Genomic DNA, 17,875 nt, shown 5'->3' with positions numbered 1-17,875 from the left:
GATCGATGCTTACGGATCAGGATCGCATTTTCACAAATCTCTACGGGCAGGGCGATTGGGGCCTTGAAGGCGCGCGTCGTCGCGGTTCGTGGAATGGCACCAAGGAGCTGCTCGATCAGGGCCGCGAATGGCTGACCAACGAGGTTAAGGCCTCCGGTCTGCGCGGTCGTGGCGGCGCTGGCTTTTCGACGGGCCTGAAATGGTCGTTCATGCCCAAGGTCAACGACGGTCGGCCTCATTACCTCGTCGTCAACGCCGACGAATCCGAGCCGGGCACGTGTAAGGACCGCGAAATTCTCCGTCACGATCCGCACCATCTGATCGAAGGCTGCCTGATCGCCGGTCGCGCCATGGATGCGCACGCCGCCTATATCTATGTGCGCGGCGAGTTCATGCGTGAGCGCCAGCGGCTCGAAGCCGCCGTGCAGCAGGCCTATGACGCCAAGCTGATCGGCAAGAACAACATCCATGGCTGGGATTTCGATATCGTCATCCACCATGGGGCAGGGGCTTATATCTGCGGTGAGGAAACTGCGCTGCTCGAATCGCTTGAGGGCAAGAAGGGCCAGCCGCGCCTTAAGCCGCCTTTCCCGGCCGGCATGGGGCTTTACGGCTGCCCCACCACCGTCAACAACGTCGAATCGATCGCTGTCGTTCCCGAAATCCTGCGCCGCGGCGCCGCTTGGTTTGCCGGGCTGGGGCGCGACAACAACACCGGCACCAAGCTCTTCTGCGTGTCTGGTCACGTCAACAATCCCGCGACCTTCGAAGAAGAAATGGGCACCCCGTTCGACGTGCTGATCGAAAAGCATTGCGGCGGCATTCGCGGCGGCTGGGACAATCTGCTGGCCGTCATCCCCGGCGGTTCATCGGTGCCTTGCGTGCCTGGCGAGAAGATCAAGTCAGCCCACATGGATTTCGACGGTCTGCGTGAGGTTGGCTCCTCGCTCGGCACCGCCGCCGTCATCGTGATGGACAAGTCGACCGATATCATCAAGGCCATCTGGCGCCTTTCGGCTTTCTACAAGCATGAAAGCTGCGGCCAGTGCACGCCGTGCCGCGAAGGTACGGGCTGGATGATGCGGGTGATGGAGCGCATGGTGCGCGGCGAAGCGCAAAAGCGCGAGATCGACATGCTGTTCGCCGTCACCAAGCAGGTCGAAGGCCACACCATCTGCGCTCTGGGCGATGCCGCGGCTTGGCCGATTCAGGGCCTGATCCGCAACTTCCGCCCCGTGATCGAAGCGCGGATCGACGCATACACCTACAAGTCCACCTCCGATGGCGCTGTGCCCTCGGTTGCGGCGGAGTAAGAACGAATGGCGCAAATCAAAGTCGATGGCGAACTGATCGAAGTTCCCGATCACTTCACGCTGATGCAGGCCGCCGAGGCAGCGGGCGCGGAGATCCCGCGCTTCTGCTATCACGAGCGCCTCTCTGTTGCTGGCAACTGCCGCATGTGCCTGGTCGAAGTGAAGGGTGGACCGCCCAAGCCCCAGGCAAGCTGCGCCATGAGCGTGCGCGATCTGCGGCCCGGCCCGAACGGCGAAGCGCCCGAAATGTTCACCAACACGCCCATGGTCAAAAAGGCCCGTGAAGGCGTGATGGAGTTCCTGCTCATCAACCACCCGCTCGATTGCCCGATCTGCGATCAGGGCGGCGAGTGCGATCTGCAGGATCAGGCGATGGCCTATGGCGTGGACACCTCCCGCTATTGGGAAAACAAGCGCGCCGTGGAAAACAAGCACATCGGCCCGCTGGTCAAGACCATCATGAACCGGTGCATTCACTGCACCCGCTGCGTGCGCTTCACCACTGAAGTTGCCGGTGTTTCGGAGTTGGGCCTGATCGGTCGCGGTGAGGATGCCGAGATCACCTCGTACCTCGAGCAGTCCATGACCTCCGAACTGCAGGGCAACGTTATCGATCTCTGCCCGGTTGGCGCGTTGACTTCCAAACCCTATGCCTTCCAGGCGCGCCCTTGGGAGCTTAACAAGACCGAGTCCATCGACGTCATGGATGCTGTCGGCTCCAACATCCGGGTCGATTCTCGCGGCGGCGAAGTCATGCGCGTCCTGCCGCGCATCCACGAAGGGATCAACGAGGAATGGATTTCCGATAAGACCCGCTTCATTTGGGATGGCCTGCGCACCCAGCGCCTCGATCGGCCCTATGTGCGCAAGAGCAAAAAGCTTCAGGCCGCATCCTGGAATGAAGCTTTCGCCGTGGTCGCAGCGCTAGTCAAAACCGCCGAGCCGGGCCGCATTGGCGCCATCGCGGGCGATCTGGCCGGTGTTGAGGAAATGTATGCCCTCAAGACCCTCATGGCTTCCCTCGGCTCGACCAACATCGACGCTCGTCCCGCCGGTTCGGCGCTCGACCCGAAAAAGGGCAGGGGGTCGTATGTCTTCAATCCCACCATCGCCGGGATCGAACAGGCAGACGCCATCCTGATAATTGGCGCAAATCCACGCCGCGAGGCTGCACTGGTCAATGCCCGCATCCGCAAGGCGTGGCGCGCTGGCGGCGTCGAAATCGGCGTGATCGGCGAAGCGGCCGATCTTACCTATGATTATGCCCATCTCGGCGCCGGCATCGACACCCTGTCCGATCTCGCTTCGGGCAAGGGCAGTTTTGCCAAAGTGCTCAAGAACGCCCAGCGCCCCATCGTCATCGTCGGTGAAGGTGCGGTAACGGGCGCATCTGCAAAGAATGTTCTCGGACTTGCTGCGCAGATCGCCAAAACCGCCGGCGCGCTGACCGCAGACTGGAATGGCTTTGCGGTTCTGCACAACGCTGCTTCGCGGGTCGGCGCGCTCGATATCGGGTTCATTCCCGGACGTGGCGGTCTCGATACCGCGGGCATGCTCAAGGCCGCCGGCGCCGGAAAGCTCGATGTCCTCTTCGTGCTTGGCGCGGACGAAATCGATATGTCGGCACTCGGCGAAACCAAAGTGGTTTACATCGGAACGCACGGCGACGCCGGCGCCCACAGGGCCGATGTGATCCTGCCCGCTGCCACCTACACCGAAAAATCGGCGACCTACGTCAACACCGAAGGCCGCGTGCAAATGACTGCGCGCGCTGTCTTCGCGCCTGGCGAGGCCAAGGAAGACTGGGCGATCCTGCGGGCGCTCTCGTCGGTTCTGGGCCAGCCATTGCCATTTGACTCCCTTTCGGCGCTTCGCGCGCGGCTTTATGGGGAATATCCCCACCTTGCCCAGCTCGATGCCATTGCGCCAGGCAGGGCTTCCGATGTATCCGCTCTGGCAGATACTGCAGCGCCGAAGTCGACTTACGCCCTGATCTCTCCGGTCGGCGACTTCTACCTCACCAACCCCATAGCGCGTGCATCAGCCGTAATGGCCGAATGCTCGCAGCTCATGTCGGGTCTGAAACAGGCCGCGGAGTAAGGCAGCGATATGGACTGGATTGTATACGCGCTCGACTATCTGCTCGGTGCCCCGATTCTCGGGTTGGGCACGATGGTCGGCTTTGTCTGGAAGGCACTCTTGCTGCTGGTGACCCTTCTGGTGTTCACCGCTTACGTCCTGCTGGCCGACCGCAAGATCTGGGCCGCCGTCCAGATTCGGCGCGGCCCCAACGTGGTGGGCGCCTTCGGCCTGTTCCAGAGTTTTGCCGATCTTCTCAAATTCGTCTTCAAGGAGCCGCTGATTCCGGCTGGCGCCGACAAGGCGGTATTTCTTCTCGCACCGCTTGTGAGCGTGCTTCTGGCGCTTTCGGCATGGGCCGTCGTGCCGGTAGCCGAGGGCTGGGCGCTGGCCGATATCAACATCGGGATCCTCTATATCTTCGCGATCTCCTCGCTCGGGGTCTATGGCATCATCATGGGTGGCTGGGCGTCGAACTCGAAATATCCGTTCCTGGGCGCTCTGCGTTCCGCCGCACAGATGGTGTCCTATGAGGTCTCCATCGGCTTTGTGATCGTAACGGTCCTGCTTTGCGTCGGCTCGCTCAATCTCACCCATATCGTGATGGCGCAGCAGGCCGGTGGCCTGGCCCATATGCTCGGCGTGCCGTGGCTGACCTTCCTGAACTGGTTCTGGCTGCCGCTGTTCCCGATGTTCGTTATCTTCTTCATTTCGGCCCTCGCCGAAACGAACCGCCCGCCCTTCGATCTCCCCGAAGCCGAATCCGAACTCGTCGCCGGCTTCATGGTGGAATATGGCTCGACCCCTTACATGATGTTCATGCTGGGCGAGTACGTGTCGATCATTCTCATGTGTGCGCTCACCACCATCCTGTTCCTGGGTGGGTGGACCGCGCCGATCGATCTGCCGCCCTTCACCTGGATTCCGGGCGTCGTATGGTTCGTTCTCAAACTCTCGCTGGTCTTTTTCATGTTTGCCATGGTCAAGGCCTTCGTCCCCCGTTACCGCTATGACCAGTTGATGCGTCTGGGCTGGAAAGTCTTCCTGCCGATCTCGCTGGTCATGATTGTTGTCGTTGCCTTTGTTCTCCAGCTCACGGGCTGGGGCTGGCACGGCGGCATGGCATAAGGAGAGAACCACAAATGAAAGCCTTGCGGTTTCTCGACGCTCTGCTGCTCAGGGAGTTCGTGTCGACCTTCTTTCTGGCGATGCGTTACTTCTTCGCGCCCAAGCCCACCATAAATTACCCGTTTGAAAAGGGCGAGGTTTCGCCGCGCTTCCGTGGGGAGCACGCCCTCCGCCGCTACCCCAATGGCGAAGAGCGCTGCATTGCCTGCAAACTGTGCGAAGCGATCTGCCCGGCCCAGGCCATCACCATCGAAGCCGGCCCGCGCCAGAATGACGGCACCCGCCGCACGGTCCGCTACGACATCGACATGGTCAAATGCATTTATTGCGGCTTCTGTCAGGAAGCCTGCCCGGTCGATGCGATCGTTGAAGGGCCGAACTTTGAATTTGCAACCGAGACACGTGAGGAGCTCTACTTCTCCAAGGATCGTCTCCTGGCCAATGGCGACCGTTGGGAGCGTGAACTCGCTGCCAATATCGCCCTTGATGCGCCGTACCGTTAGGAGCGACAGGTGACCTTGCCGCTGTTTTTCTTCTACCTGTTTTCGACCATTGTCGTTGCCTCGGCGATCATGGTGATTTCCTCGCGAAATCCCGTACACTCGGTGCTGTTTCTCATTCTGGCCTTCGTCAACGCGGCCGGCATCTTCATGCTGGCCGGGGCCGAATTTCTCGCGCTGATCCTGATTGTCGTTTATGTCGGCGCGGTAGCCGTGCTGTTCCTGTTCGTCGTGATGATGCTCGACGTGGACTTTGCCGAACTGCGCAGGGGCATCCTGCAATACGCGCCCATCGGCTTTGTGGTCGGCATCATCCTGCTGCTTGAACTGCTGCTGGTTGCCGGTTCTGCCTGGCTGGCGCCGGACACTGCCGCGAGCGGCGTGCTTCCGATAGACGGCGGTGTGGAAAACACCCGTGCGCTCGGGCAGGTGCTTTACACCAACTACATCTATCTCTTCCAGGCGTGCGGTCTCGTGCTTCTGGTGGCCATGATCGGAGCGATCGTTCTGACCCTGCGCCACAAGCCGAACGTTAAGCGTCAGGACATCGCCGCGCAGGTTGCGCGGACCAAGGCGACGGGCGTCGAAATCGTCAAGGTCGAGAGCGGAAAAGGGCTATAGGGGGATTATGATGACACCGGTAATCGGGCTCGGTCACTTCCTGACCGTAGCAGCCATTCTGTTCACCGTCGGCGTGTTCGGGATATTTCTCAATCGCAAGAACATCATCATCATTTTGATGTCGGTCGAGTTGATCCTGCTCGCGGTCAACATCAACTTCGTCGCGTTTTCCTCCCATCTGGGCGATTTGGTCGGGCAGGTATTCGCACTCCTGATTCTGACTGTCGCCGCCGCTGAGGCCGCCATCGGCCTCGCGATTCTCGTGATTTTCTTCCGCAATCGGGGCTCGATCGCGGTCGACGACGTCAACATGATGAAGGGCTAGGGCGGCCATGATCCAGGCAATTGTATTCCTGCCGCTGATCGGCGCGCTGGTGGCTGGCCTTTTTGGCCGTGCCATTGGGCACAAGCCCGCGGAAATCATTACCACATCGCTGCTCATGATTGCGGCGGCGCTCTCGTGGATTGTCTTCCTGCCGTTCTTCCTGGGCGATGGTGAGGCCTATAAAGTCACTGTCCTGACCTGGATTCACGCCGGCGATCTTCAGATCGATTGGGTGCTGCGCGTCGATACGCTGACGGCCATCATGCTGGTGGTGGTCAACACGGTCTCCTCGCTCGTCCACCTCTATTCCATCGGCTACATGCACGAGGACCCGCAACGCGCGCGGTTCTTTGCCTACCTTTCGCTCTTTACCTTCGCCATGCTCATGCTGGTGACCGCCGATAACTTCGTTCAGATGTTCTTCGGCTGGGAAGGTGTGGGTCTGGCATCCTACCTGTTGATCGGCTTCTGGTACCAAAAGGAGTCGGCCCGCGCCGCCGCGGTCAAAGCCTTCGTCGTCAACCGCGTGGGCGATTTCGGTTTCGCGCTGGGTATTTTCGGGACTTTCTTCCTGCTCGGAACACTCGGCTTTGATGAAACGTTTGCGGCCCTTCCTGGAGCCGCCGAAGCTTCAATGCCGTTCCTGTGGTGGGACGCGCATGCGATGACGGTTATCTGCTTGCTGCTGTTCATGGGCGCCATGGGCAAGTCGGCTCAGTTCCTGCTCCACACCTGGTTGCCGGACGCCATGGAAGGCCCAACCCCGGTTTCTGCCCTTATTCACGCCGCCACCATGGTGACCGCAGGCGTGTTCATGGTGGCTCGGCTGTCGCCCATGTTCGAGCTGAGCGAGACGGCGACCTTGTTCGTTATCTATATCGGCGCCATTACCGCATTTTGCGCGGCGACCATCGGTCTGGTTCAGAACGACATCAAGCGCGTCATCGCCTATTCCACCATGTCCCAGCTCGGTTACATGTTCGTGGCCCTTGGTGTCGGCGCCTATTCGGCAGGCATATTCCACCTGTTCACCCACGCCTTCTTCAAAGCGCTTCTGTTTCTTGGCGCCGGCTCGGTCATTCATGCCATGCATCACGAGCAGGACATGCGCAACATGGGCGGCATCGCCCGCAAGATCCCGATCACCTACGCCATGATGCTCATCGGCACGCTGGCCCTCACCGGTGTCGGTATCCCGGGTACCTCGTTCGGCTTTGCCGGGTTCTTTTCCAAGGATGCGATCATCGAGGCATCATATGCCTTCGGCGGCACCGCCGGTTCGCTCGCCTTCTGGCTTCTGGTCATCGCCGCGCTGTTTACAAGCTTTTATTCCTGGCGGCTTGTCCACCTGACCTTCCACGGTCCGACGAGAGCCGATCACCATACGTTCGATCATGCCCATGAGAGCCCGAACGTCATGCTGATCCCGCTTTACGTGCTGGCCGTCGGTGCTGTGCTCGCCGGTGTGGTGTTCTATGATGTCTTCTTCGGCCATGCCGAGCACATCGAGCACTTCTTCCACGGCGCGATTGTCGTTGACGAGCACATCATCGAGGAAGCGCATGGCGTTCCCACCTGGGTCAAGTGGTCGGCGACCGTCGCCATGCTGATCGGGTTCGTAACCGCCTGGTACATGTATATCCGCAACCCGTCTGCGCCAAAGCAACTCGCTGCCGAACAGCCGCTGCTTTACAAGTTCCTGCTCAACAAGTGGTACTTCGACGAACTTTATGACCGCATCTTCGTGCGGCCGGCCCGCTGGATCGGCACCGCGCTCTGGAAAGGGTTCGATGACTGGCTGGTCGATCAGACCCTCGTCGAGGGCCTTGGCCGCCGCGTCAGGCAGGTCACCGGCTACGTCACGCGCCTGCAGTCGGGCTATCTCTATCACTACGCCTTCGCCATGCTCATCGGCGTTGCCGCCCTTATCACTTGGGCCATCGCCGCCGGGGGACTTCTGGGATGATCCTTGAAAACAACATCCTGACCATCGTTACCTTTCTGCCGCTGGTCGGGGCCTTCTTCATTCTGCTGACTCCGGGCGGCGACGCGGTCGCCGAGCTCAACATCAAGCGCATCGCGCTTGCCACGACCGTGGTGACTTTCGTGTTCACGCTGGTCATGTGGGGCATGTTCGATCCCGACACGGCCGATTTCCAGTTCGTCCAGAACCACACCTGGCTCGGCGACGTCATCGGCTACCGCATGGGCGTCGACGGCATTTCGGTGCTGTTTATCGTCCTCACAGGGCTATTGATGCCCATGTGTATCCTTGCGAGCTGGGATTCGATTTCCTTCCGCATCCGCGAATATATGGTCCTGTTCCTCGTCCTCGAAATGCTGATGATCGGCGTTTTCGCGACGCTTGATCTGGCCATGTTCTACGTGTTCTTTGAGGGTACGCTGGTCCCGATGTTCCTCATCATCGGTATTTGGGGCGGCAAGCGGCGCATCCAGGCCTCCTACAAGTTCTTTTTCTACACCTTCATCGGCTCGGTCCTGATGCTGCTGGCCATCATGGCCATGTACTGGCAGGCTGGAACTCTCGATATCGCGCGGCTGCTCGATTACGATTTCCCCGAGAACATGCAGTATTGGCTCTGGCTGGCCTTCTTTGCTTCTCTGGCGGTCAAGATGCCTATGTGGCCGTTCCACCGCTGGCTGCCCGAAGCGCACGTTGAAGCGCCCACGGCCGGCTCGGTAATTCTTGCGGCAATCCTGCTCAAGCTCGGTGGCTACGGCTTCCTGCGTTTCTCGCTGCCCATGTTCCCCGACGCGTCGCTGTATTTTTCGAACTTCGTGTTCTTCCTCTCGGTCGCCGCAATCATCATCACCTCACTGGTGGCGCTGGTTCAGACCGACATCAAGAAGCTGATCGCCTATTCCTCGGTAGCGCACATGGGCTTTGTGACCATGGGCATTTTTGCGGGCAATGTTTACGGTGTTCAGGGCGCGATCTTCCAGATGATCTCGCACGGTATCGTGTCGGGGGCGCTGTTTCTGTCGGTGGGCGTCATTTATGACCGCATGCACACGCGTGACATCAATGCCTATGGCGGCCTTGTCGAACGCATGCCCAAATACGCTTTTGCGTTCATGGTGTTCACCATGGCCAATGTCGGGCTGCCAGGCACGTCCGGCTTCGTGGGTGAGTTCCTGACTCTGCTGGCCATCTTCCAGGTCAACACTTGGTTCGCTCTATTTGCGACGACCGGGGTTATCCTTTCGGCGTGCTACGCGCTCTGGCTCTACCGCAAAATCATCTGGGGCGCGCTCGAGAAGGAAAGCCTCAAATCAATTCTCGATCTCAACGCCCGTGAAATGGTGACGATCGTTCCCCTGATCATCCTTACCATTCTCTTTGGTTTCTACCCGGCGCCCTTGATGGACGCGATGGCCACCTCGGTGGGCGCGCTTGTCGATCAGTACCAGGCCGCCGTTGGCATCGAACCGATGTCTGCGCTTGTCGATGTGACGGTGCCTGCGGCCGATGCCGCAGCGCCCGCCAGCACGGCTCATTAGGAGGTGAATGTGGTGTCTGAATTTGCCGGTTTCGCCTCTCTGGCGCCTGCCTATCCTGAAATGCTGCTCGCCGTAGGCGCGCTGGTGCTTCTCCTTGTTGGCGTGTTCGCCAAAAAGGAAATCGCCACCGGTATCACCGGTATCGCCATCGGCCTGCTGATTGCTATCGCCGTTATGGTCGCGTTCGTTCCCACCGAAGGTGTGATCTTTACGGGCGGCTTTATCAATGACGGCTTTGCCCGTTTCATGAAGGTCCTCATTCTCGCGGGTTCGGCCTTCGCGCTCGTCCTCTCGGTCTCCAGTGCGGTCGAAAACGGGCTCAACAAGTTCGAGTACCCCGTGCTTATCGTCCTTGCTACGCTCGGCATGCTGATGATGGTTTCGGCCAATGATCTGATGAGCCTTTATGTCGGCCTCGAACTGCAGTCCCTTGCACTCTACGTCCTGGCGGCCTTCAAGCGCGACAGCGGCAAGGCGACCGAAGCGGGCCTGAAATATTTCGTTCTCGGTGCGCTCTCCTCCGGCATGCTGCTTTACGGCGCGTCGCTGGTCTATGGCTTTACCGGCCACACCCAGCTCGACCAGATTGCCCAGGCCGTCGCACTCGGCGAACGCACGCCCGGCATCATCTTCGGCCTCGTTTTCCTTCTGGCTGGCATTGCCTTCAAGATCTCCGCGGTCCCGTTCCACATGTGGACGCCCGACGTTTATGAGGGCGCGCCAACCCCAGTCACTGCCTTCTTCGCATCTGCCCCCAAGGTCGCCGCGATGGCGCTGCTCATCCGGATCGTATTCGATGCGTTCGAACCTATCGCCAGCGATTGGCAGCAGGTGGTGATCTTCCTCTCCATTGCCTCCATGGTCCTGGCCTCGTTCGCCGCCATCGGCCAGAACAACCTCAAGCGGCTGTTGGCTTACTCGTCCATCGGTCATGTCGGCTTTGCGCTGGTTGGGCTTTCGGCCGGCAACATCATCGGTGTTGAAGGCGTCGCCATCTACATGGCCGTTTACATCACCATGACCATCGGCACCTTCGCCTGCGTCCTGGCGCTCAAGAACGACGATGGATACGTCGAAACCATCGACGATCTGGCCGGCCTGGCGAAGTCCCGCCCGTTCGTCGCAGCCATTCTGGCGCTCTTCATGTTCTCGCTGGTCGGTCTTCCGCCGCTCGCCGGGTTCTTTGCCAAATGGCAGGTCTTCCTCGCTGCCATCGAAGCCCAGCTTTTCGTTCTGGCTGTCATCGGCATGCTGGCCAGCGCCGTGAGCGCCTTCTACTATCTGCGCGTCATCAAGGTCATGTATTTTGACGAACCCACACAGTCCTATGCGGTGCCGGCCATCGAACTGCGCGTTGTCATGGCACTCACGGGCTTTTTGGTGCTCAGCTATTTCTTCACCGTCGGCGCGCCTCTGACGGCCATCGCCCACGGCGCCGCGAACTCCCTGTTCTAGAGCAGGGCCGGGTGGTCGCCTTTCCTCTTCCCAAAAGCGCCGTTAAAGCCGGTTATCGTGTAATCGGCTTTGACAGCGTAGGTTCGACCAACGCCGAGGCCATGAAAGCCGCCATGGCGGGCGATGCGGGAAAGATCTGGTACGCCGCCCTCCAGCAAACCGAGGGCAGGGGGCGCCGCGGCCGCGCGTGGGAAAGCCCCCACGGCAATCTCGCCGCCTCGCTGATGCTGGTGCCAGACGCTCCCCCCGCCGGATTGGCGGGTCTCGGGTTCGTCGCCGGCGTGGCGCTTAACACCGCTCTGGCCCGCCTGATGCCCGCAGCCGCGATCCGAAACGGTATCGATGGTGCTGACGGCACCGCTGGTGACGCACGCGCCCGCATTGCCCTGAAATGGCCCAACGACGTCCTCGCCGATGGCGCCAAGCTGGCCGGCATCCTGCTCGAGGCCCAAAAGCGCCCCGACGGCCGCGCGGCCATTGTCATTGGCATAGGGGTCAACGTTGTCGCGGCGCCCGAGGGCCTGCCTTATCCCGCCACGTCGTTGAAGGCGCTCGGAACACCTTTTGATGCGCCTGCCGTTTTTGAGGCACTGGCCGAAAGCTGGGTCGAGTGTTACGAGATTTGGAACAACGGAGCCGGCACTGGCCAGATCATCCGCCGCTGGCGCGAAAGCGCCGCCGGGATCGGTGCCGAGGTGGCCGTCCAGCGCCCTGATGGCGTGCTGCGCGGCATATTCGAAACAATTGATGATGCGGGCCATCTGATTGTCCGCGACGACGAGGGACATCGTATCGCCATAGCAGCGGGCGACGTCCATTTTGGAACCACGGCAACGCTGCGCTGAGAGGGCGATTGCCGATCATTATTGAAAGGGCGTGACCGCAATCCGGTCGCGCAATGAACCTATGGCGAAAAAGCAGTCCGGTCAGGACGAAATGGTCTTCCTGCCGCTCGGGGGCGTCGGCGAGATCGGCATGAATATGGGGCTTTACGGCTTTGGCCCCGCCGACGATCGCAAATGGCTCGTGGTCGACTGTGGCGTCAGCTTCGGCGGCCCCGAGCTTCCTGGCATCGAATTGGTGATGCCCGACCCCTCTTTTCTCGAGGAAGAGAGCGACAACGTTGTCGGGCTGGTCCTCACCCACGCTCACGAAGATCACTACGGCGCTATCCTCGATATCTGGCCGGCTTTCGACAAGCCCGTCTTCGCCGGTCGTTTCGGCGCCGCCATGCTCAAGGCTAAGCGGATATCGAACAACATCGAGGACGATGTCGAAGTCCAGATCTTTACACCCGGCGTTCCCTTTCAGGTCGGCCCCTTCAAGGTCGAGCCCATCGAGGTTTCCCACTCGATCCCCGAATCCAACGCGCTATTGATCGAAACGCCCGCCGGCCGCGTCATCCATACCGGGGACTGGAAGATCGATCCGTCCCCCATCGGCACGCCGCCAACCAACATCAAACGCCTCAAGGAAATCGGCTCGGACGGAAAGCCGCTCGCCCTGATCTGCGATTCCACCAATGCGATGAAAGAGGGTGACAGCCCCTCGGAAACCGAGGTGGGCGTCAATCTCGAGCGCCTGATCGCAACGGCCAAAAACCGCGTCGCCGTCACCATCTTTGCCTCCAATCTCGGCCGCATGATTTCCATCGCCCGCGCCGCCGCGAAGGCCGACCGCCAGGTCGTCGCAGCGGGCAGGGCGGTGCATCGCATCGCCGGGATTGCCCGCGAACTGGGCTTGATGGAAGGCGTGCCTGAATTTCTCGATCAGGACGCCTACGGCTACCTGCCGCGCGACAAGGTCGTTCTCATCGCCACGGGCAGCCAGGGCGAATCCCGTGCAGCGATGGCGCGCATTGCCGATGGTTCCCATCCGGTAATCGATCTATCGCCGGGCGATATGGCGATCTTTTCCTCCTGGGCCATTCCCGGCAATGAAAAGGCCGTGCAGGACATCCAGAGCAAGCTCGTCGACAAGGGTGTCCAGACCGTCACCGGTCGCGACGAAATGATCCACGTGTCCGGCCATCCGCGACGGCACGAACTGGCCCAGCTCTACGATTGGCTCAAGCCCGATATCCTCATCCCGGTCCACGGCGAGCCCATGCACCTGGAGGCCCACGCCGCTTTCGGGCGCGAAAAGGGCATCAAGACCGTTCTGTCGATCCGCAATGGCGACATGGTCCAGCTCTTCCCCAACACCAAGCATCACCGTGGCGAAGTGCGTACCGGCATTCTCTATCTTGATGGAAACCTCCTGTGCACGCCCGAGGAATCGAACGTGCGCGACCGCCGGAGGCTGGCATTCGGTGGTGTCGCCATCGTTAGTCTGGTGGTCAACGGAAGGGGGCAGATCGTCTCAGGTCCCGAATTTGATCTGGACGGACTTCCCGATCTGGCAGACGATGATGATCCGCTCAGCGCTGTCGCCCAGTCGGCGGCACGGGGAGCAATCAAGAGCTTTCCCGAAAAGCGTCGGGCCGATACAGGGCGCTTTGCCGAAGCAATCCGCCGCGCCGTGCGGTCCGAGCTCAACGCCGCATGGGGCCGCAAGCCCATCGTCAAGGTGTTCGTTCATAAGGTGTAGCTTAGATAATGCAGCCCTTTACCTATGTAGCGATCTATTTCGTGGTCTGGTGGATAGTGCTTTTCGCCGTTCTGCCATTCGGCGTGCGCGGCCAGCACGAAGACGGGGAGGTGACAGACGGCACCGATCCGGGGGCACCGATCAAGGCTCATCTCTGGCAGAAGGCGCTTGCCACGACGCTCATTTCCGCGGTCCTCACAGTCCTTATCTTTTGGGGAATGTCCAACCCGTGGCTGCAGGAATACTGGAGCTGAACTGCTCCGCCGGCCACAATTCCCCAATTAACGCAGAACAAAAAAATGCAGGGCTAAGGCCCTGCATTTAATTAAAGTTTCGCGACAATCCACTGGTCTTACAGCGCACAGATCGGGCGGCCAGTGCTCCTCCCTTGACGTTGTCAGCGTCGGCGGATTGTACCCGCCTCTCTTTATATGGCGCGGACCCTACCAAGGACAAATTGTCGCGACAAGCGGAAAATTTGCGAATTGTCGCGCGATGACAAAAAACGGACAGGAAAGCCGTTTCACCCTCCCGGACTTGCCTTTTTACCGTTCCTTGCGCTTGATTGCGCAGCCCGGTATTGAGCCCTTGAGTCGGTTCCCGGCAAATCGGAGTTCTCATGCGCCTTTCCCGCTATTTCCTGCCCGTCCTCAAAGAGACGCCCAAAGAGGCGGAAATCATCTCTCACCGTCTGATGCTGCGCGCCGGCATGATTTCCCAGCAGGGGGCCGGCATGTATGCCTGGCTGCCTCTGGGCTACAAGGTGCTGCGCAAGATCCAGCAGATCATTGAGGAAGAGCAGAGTCGGGCAGGGGCCATCGAACTCCTCATGCCCACGCTGCAGTCTGCCGATCTGTGGCGCGAATCCGGGCGCTACGAGGATTACGGCAAGGAAATGCTGCGCATGCAGGACCGTCACGAGCGCGACATGCTCTACGGTCCGACCAATGAGGAGATGATCACCGACATCTTCCGCTCATATGTGCGGTCCTACAAGGATCTGCCGCTCAATCTCTATCACATCCAGTGGAAGTTCCGCGACGAGATCCGCCCGCGCTTTGGCACCATGCGCTCCCGCGAATTCCTCATGAAGGACGCCTATTCCTTCGATCTGGACAAGGACGAGGCCGTCAAGGCCTACAACCGCATGTTCGTGGCCTATCTGCGCACCTATTGGCGTATGGGCCTGACGGCAATCCCGATGCGAGCCGAAACCGGCCCTATCGGCGGCGATCTCTCCCATGAGTTCATCGTGCTGGCCGATACTGGCGAAAGCGGCGTGTTCTGCCATGCCGACATGCTCGACAAGCCGATTCCCTCCGCCGACACGGACTTCATGAGCGATCTTTCCGGCATCGTCGCCGATTGGACCTCGCTCTATGCCGCCACTGAAGACATGCACGACGAAGCCGATTTCGCCGCAAAAGTGCCGGAGGACAAGCGGATCGCTGCCCGCGGCATCGAGGTGGGCCAGGTCTTTTATTTCGGCACCAAATATTCCGATCCCATGGGCGCCAAGGTTACGGGGTCGGACGGCAAGGACGTTGCAGTCCACATGGGCTCGTACGGCATCGGACTGACCCGGCTCGTACCGGCCATCATCGAAGCCAGCCACGATGAAAGCGGCATCATCTGGCCCGTCTCGGTCGCACCCTTTGAGGTTACCCTCATCAATCTCAAATCCGGCGATGCTGAATGCGACGCGGCCAATGAAAAGCTCTATAGCCAGCTGCAGGCCGCCGGCATCGACGCGCTCTATGACGACCGCTCCACGGGGGCCGGCCAGAAGTTCGCAACATCGGACCTTATCGGCATTCCCTTCCAGCTTATCGTCGGCCCGCGCGGACTCGCTTCGGGCGAGGTTGAAATCAAGCACCGCAAGTCTGGCGAACGCGAAACCATCGGTATCGAAGACGCGGTTTCCCGCCTGAAAGCGCTCATCGAGCCTGAACGCAGGGACAACGCTTGACCTCCGTCGACGCCGCCCGGCAGCAAAAGGGAACGCGCCCGTTTTCACGGTTTGAGTGGATGGTGTCCGGCCGCTACCTGCGGGCACGCCGCAGCGATGCGTTCATTTCCGTCATTGCTGCCCTGACCATGATCGGCATCGCCATCGGCGTTGCCACCCTGATCGTGGTCATGAGCGTCATGAACGGCTTCCGCGACGAACTCCTGTCCAAGATTCTGGGTCTGAACGGCCATTTCACGGCCTTTCCCATCGAAGAGACCTTTGACGATTACGAGGCGGTTCGCGATCGGCTGGAGGGTGTCGATGGCGTCGTTTCCGCAGTGGCATTTGTTGAGGGACAGGCACTCGTCACCGGCACCTACAACTCCACTGGCGCAAACGTACGCGGCATGACGCTCGCCGACATCGAAAAGCTGCCTTTGCTTTATTCGAGCGCGATTGCCGGCGGCTGGGACGACTGGGATGATCTTCAGGGCGTCGCCATCGGTGGACGCATGGCGTCCCAGCTTGGCGTCACGGTGGGCGACACGATAACCATCGTCACCCCCGACGGTCCGCGCACCCCGCTCGGCTCGACTCCGCAGATCCGTTCCTATCCGGTCAATGTCGTCTTCGATGTCGGCATGGTGGAGTTTGATTCCCTGTTCATCTTCATGCCCATCCGCGCCGCGCAGAATTATTTCCGCCTCTACGAGGACCGGCTGCGTGACGGCATGGAAGAACCCGACATCATGGCCAGCGACGCGGAAATCGACGCGACCTACGAACGCATCTATACAGCGACTGCGGTCGAGGTCTTCCTCAACGACCCCGACGCGACCTGGGACATGCAGCTCGAACTCGAGCAAGCCGCGGGCCGCCCGATGGTTTTTACAGATTGGCAGCGGCGCAACGCCACGTTCTTTTCGGCGCTGCAGGTCGAGCGTGTGGTGATGTTCACCATCCTCTCGATGATCGTTCTGGTCGCCGCTTTCAATATCATCTCCAGCCTCGTGATGCTGGTGAAGGACAAGGGGGCCGATATTGCCGTACTGCGCACGATGGGCGCCACACGGTCCTCGATCATGCGCATCTTCTGCATCACCGGAACGGCCATCGGCTTTATCGGAACCATTGCCGGCTTCCTGCTCGGCCTGGTTCTGGCAGTCAACGCCGAAGCCATCAGGGCCTGGGTATCGAACGTCATCGGCGTGGCGCTGTTCCCGCCCGAGGTCTTCATGCTTTCCCAGCTCCCCTCGCGCGTCGATGCGGTCGAAGTGACGGTGGTGCTTGTCATGGCGCTCGGACTGTCCTTCCTCGCTACGCTCTATCCCGCCTGGCGCGCGGCCCAATACGATCCGGTGGAGGCGCTGCGCTATGAGTGATGTGCTTCTCGAACTCAAGGATGTCCGCCAGACCTATGGCGATGGGGCAGGGGCCGTACACGTTCTCAAGGGGGCCGATCTCACGGTCCGTCGGGGCGAAATCATCGCCCTCATCGCTCCGTCGGGCGCCGGAAAGTCCACTCTGCTTCATATCTGCGGCTTGCTCGAACGTCCAACGGCCGGAGATGTCGATATCGACGGCGAACGAACGGCCAAACTGGCTGATCGCCAGCGCACGCTCCTCCGCCGCCACCTCATCGGCTATGTGTACCAGTTCCACCACCTGCTTCCCGAATTCAGCGCGCTGGAAAACGTCACCATGCCGCAACTTATTGCCGGCGAAAGTCAGCGCGACGGCGATCAGCGCTCAAAGGCGCTGCTCGATGCCATGGGCATCGGTCACCGCACCACGCACCGGCCGGCCGAGCTTTCGGGCGGCGAGCAACAGCGTGTCGCCATCGCGCGCGCCGCGGCCAACCGGCCCAGCCTCATTCTGGCCGACGAGCCCACCGGCAATCTCGACCCGGCGACCTCCGATACTGTGTTCTCCGCCCTTGCCGAACTGATCCGCCAGCAAAATGCCGGCTGCATCATCGCCACGCACAATCACGACCTCGCCCGCAAGGCAGACCGCATCGTCACGATTGTCGAAGGCCGTATCCAGCCCGCGACCCTCTGAGCCGGACTTGATAGACGCGTCTGCTCTCCATTGCGACCCCGGGCCTGGCTCCCGGGGGCCAGCAGTCCCTCCACGATCAGCAAGCCCTTTGGAACCGCCGTCCTCGACCACGGCATCGGCTTCATCGCCAGCGTCGACAGCGGCCGTTTCCTCGGGAGCGCGATTCACCAATTCGCCCCCAAGGTCGATACTCCCCTCTGGCCTAAATGACTGATGCCACCACCTGCCTGGAAAGACTTTCTTAACTACCGTCACCGCCCGCCTGTGAACTTTGTGGACAAGAACAAAACCAGAATATATAAGAACAAACCATAAACACTGTGCAACGGAG

General features: G+C 60.5%; 15 protein-coding genes. All 15 read left to right on the top strand.

The genetic code is table 11. From position 1 onward, the window contains the following. Positions 1–5 precede the first annotated feature (5 nt). The 15 genes from nuoF to OF122_RS11080 all read left to right on the top strand — a co-directional run bounded on the left by nuoF (position 6) and on the right by OF122_RS11080 (position 17,544). Positions 6–1,313 (top strand): NADH-quinone oxidoreductase subunit NuoF, encoded by a 1,308-nt coding sequence (gene nuoF / locus OF122_RS11150; protein ID WP_264224322.1) that lies wholly within the window; start codon positions 6–8, stop codon positions 1,311–1,313. Between the two features lie 6 nt (positions 1,314–1,319). After that, positions 1,320–3,413, top strand: a complete 2,094-nt coding sequence (gene nuoG / locus OF122_RS11145; RefSeq protein WP_264224321.1) for an NADH-quinone oxidoreductase subunit NuoG — start codon at positions 1,320–1,322, stop codon at positions 3,411–3,413. Between the two features lie 72 nt (positions 3,414–3,485). Beyond that, complete coding sequence (nuoH, locus tag OF122_RS11140; protein WP_264227653.1) at positions 3,486–4,520, top strand: NADH-quinone oxidoreductase subunit NuoH; 1,035 nt, start codon at positions 3,486–3,488, stop codon at positions 4,518–4,520. A gap of 14 nt (positions 4,521–4,534) precedes the next feature. Continuing rightward, entirely contained in the window at positions 4,535–5,023 is a 489-nt protein-coding gene (gene nuoI, locus OF122_RS11135; protein WP_014130494.1) for an NADH-quinone oxidoreductase subunit NuoI, read from the top strand. A 9-nt stretch (positions 5,024–5,032) separates the two neighbouring features. After that, entirely contained in the window at positions 5,033–5,641 is a 609-nt protein-coding gene (locus tag OF122_RS11130) for an NADH-quinone oxidoreductase subunit J (protein ID WP_408636228.1), read from the top strand. Positions 5,642–5,651: 10 nt separating this feature from the next. Further along, positions 5,652–5,966, top strand: coding sequence for an NADH-quinone oxidoreductase subunit NuoK (nuoK, locus tag OF122_RS11125; protein WP_264224320.1), 315 nt, complete (start codon positions 5,652–5,654; stop codon positions 5,964–5,966). Between the two features lie 7 nt (positions 5,967–5,973). Then, positions 5,974–7,932, top strand: a complete 1,959-nt coding sequence (nuoL, locus tag OF122_RS11120) for an NADH-quinone oxidoreductase subunit L (protein ID WP_264224319.1) — start codon at positions 5,974–5,976, stop codon at positions 7,930–7,932. Then, positions 7,929–9,488: an NADH-quinone oxidoreductase subunit M gene (locus OF122_RS11115; RefSeq protein ID WP_408636227.1), complete on the top strand. Its 1,560-nt coding sequence runs from the start codon at positions 7,929–7,931 to the stop codon at positions 9,486–9,488. The genes nuoL and OF122_RS11115 overlap by 4 nt, the downstream gene beginning before the upstream one ends. 9 nt (positions 9,489–9,497) lie before the next feature. Beyond that, on the top strand, positions 9,498–10,943 hold the full coding sequence (nuoN, locus tag OF122_RS11110; RefSeq protein ID WP_264224318.1) for an NADH-quinone oxidoreductase subunit NuoN: 1,446 nt from the start codon (positions 9,498–9,500) through the stop codon (positions 10,941–10,943). 11 nt (positions 10,944–10,954) lie between these two features. Further along, positions 10,955–11,788 carry a biotin--[acetyl-CoA-carboxylase] ligase gene (locus OF122_RS11105; RefSeq protein ID WP_264224317.1) on the top strand — a complete coding sequence of 278 codons (834 nt, stop codon included), beginning with the start codon at positions 10,955–10,957 and terminating at the stop codon, positions 11,786–11,788. 31 nt (positions 11,789–11,819) lie between these two features. Then, entirely contained in the window at positions 11,820–13,532 is a 1,713-nt protein-coding gene (locus OF122_RS11100; RefSeq protein WP_264224316.1) for a ribonuclease J, read from the top strand. An 8-nt stretch (positions 13,533–13,540) separates the two neighbouring features. After that, positions 13,541–13,786, top strand: coding sequence for a DUF1467 family protein (locus tag OF122_RS11095; protein ID WP_264224315.1), 246 nt, complete (start codon positions 13,541–13,543; stop codon positions 13,784–13,786). Positions 13,787–14,151: 365 nt separating this feature from the next. Continuing rightward, positions 14,152–15,501: a proline--tRNA ligase gene (proS, locus tag OF122_RS11090; protein WP_264224314.1), complete on the top strand. Its 1,350-nt coding sequence runs from the start codon at positions 14,152–14,154 to the stop codon at positions 15,499–15,501. 59 nt (positions 15,502–15,560) lie between these two features. Beyond that, positions 15,561–16,865, top strand: coding sequence for an ABC transporter permease (locus OF122_RS11085; RefSeq protein ID WP_264227650.1), 1,305 nt, complete (start codon positions 15,561–15,563; stop codon positions 16,863–16,865). After that, on the top strand, positions 16,858–17,544 hold the full coding sequence (locus OF122_RS11080; RefSeq protein WP_264224313.1) for an ABC transporter ATP-binding protein: 687 nt from the start codon (positions 16,858–16,860) through the stop codon (positions 17,542–17,544). The genes OF122_RS11085 and OF122_RS11080 overlap by 8 nt, the downstream gene beginning before the upstream one ends. Positions 17,545–17,875 lie beyond the last annotated feature (331 nt).

The organism is Pelagibacterium flavum (assembly GCF_025854335.1).
Lineage (GTDB): Bacteria > Pseudomonadota > Alphaproteobacteria > Rhizobiales > Devosiaceae > Pelagibacterium > Pelagibacterium flavum.
Note: the sequence above shows the minus strand (reverse complement) of the source record. Positions and strands in the feature narration are given on the sequence as shown.

What these genes read in the sequence shown, in the direction of transcription:
- nuoF (WP_264224322.1), top strand. Translation starts at nt 6, where the DNA reads ATGCTTACGGATCAGGATCGCATTTTCACAAATCTCTACGGGCAGGGC.
- nuoG (WP_264224321.1), top strand. Translation starts at nt 1,320, where the DNA reads ATGGCGCAAATCAAAGTCGATGGCGAACTGATCGAAGTTCCCGATCAC.
- nuoH (WP_264227653.1), top strand. Translation starts at nt 3,486, where the DNA reads ATGGTCGGCTTTGTCTGGAAGGCACTCTTGCTGCTGGTGACCCTTCTG.
- nuoI (WP_014130494.1), top strand. Translation starts at nt 4,535, where the DNA reads ATGAAAGCCTTGCGGTTTCTCGACGCTCTGCTGCTCAGGGAGTTCGTG.
- nuoK (WP_264224320.1), top strand. Translation starts at nt 5,652, where the DNA reads ATGACACCGGTAATCGGGCTCGGTCACTTCCTGACCGTAGCAGCCATT.
- nuoL (WP_264224319.1), top strand. Translation starts at nt 5,974, where the DNA reads ATGATCCAGGCAATTGTATTCCTGCCGCTGATCGGCGCGCTGGTGGCT.
- OF122_RS11115 (WP_408636227.1), top strand. Translation starts at nt 7,929, where the DNA reads ATGATCCTTGAAAACAACATCCTGACCATCGTTACCTTTCTGCCGCTG.
- OF122_RS11095 (WP_264224315.1), top strand. Translation starts at nt 13,541, where the DNA reads ATGCAGCCCTTTACCTATGTAGCGATCTATTTCGTGGTCTGGTGGATA.
- proS (WP_264224314.1), top strand. Translation starts at nt 14,152, where the DNA reads ATGCGCCTTTCCCGCTATTTCCTGCCCGTCCTCAAAGAGACGCCCAAA.
- OF122_RS11085 (WP_264227650.1), top strand. Translation starts at nt 15,561, where the DNA reads ATGGTGTCCGGCCGCTACCTGCGGGCACGCCGCAGCGATGCGTTCATT.
- OF122_RS11080 (WP_264224313.1), top strand. Translation starts at nt 16,858, where the DNA reads ATGAGTGATGTGCTTCTCGAACTCAAGGATGTCCGCCAGACCTATGGC.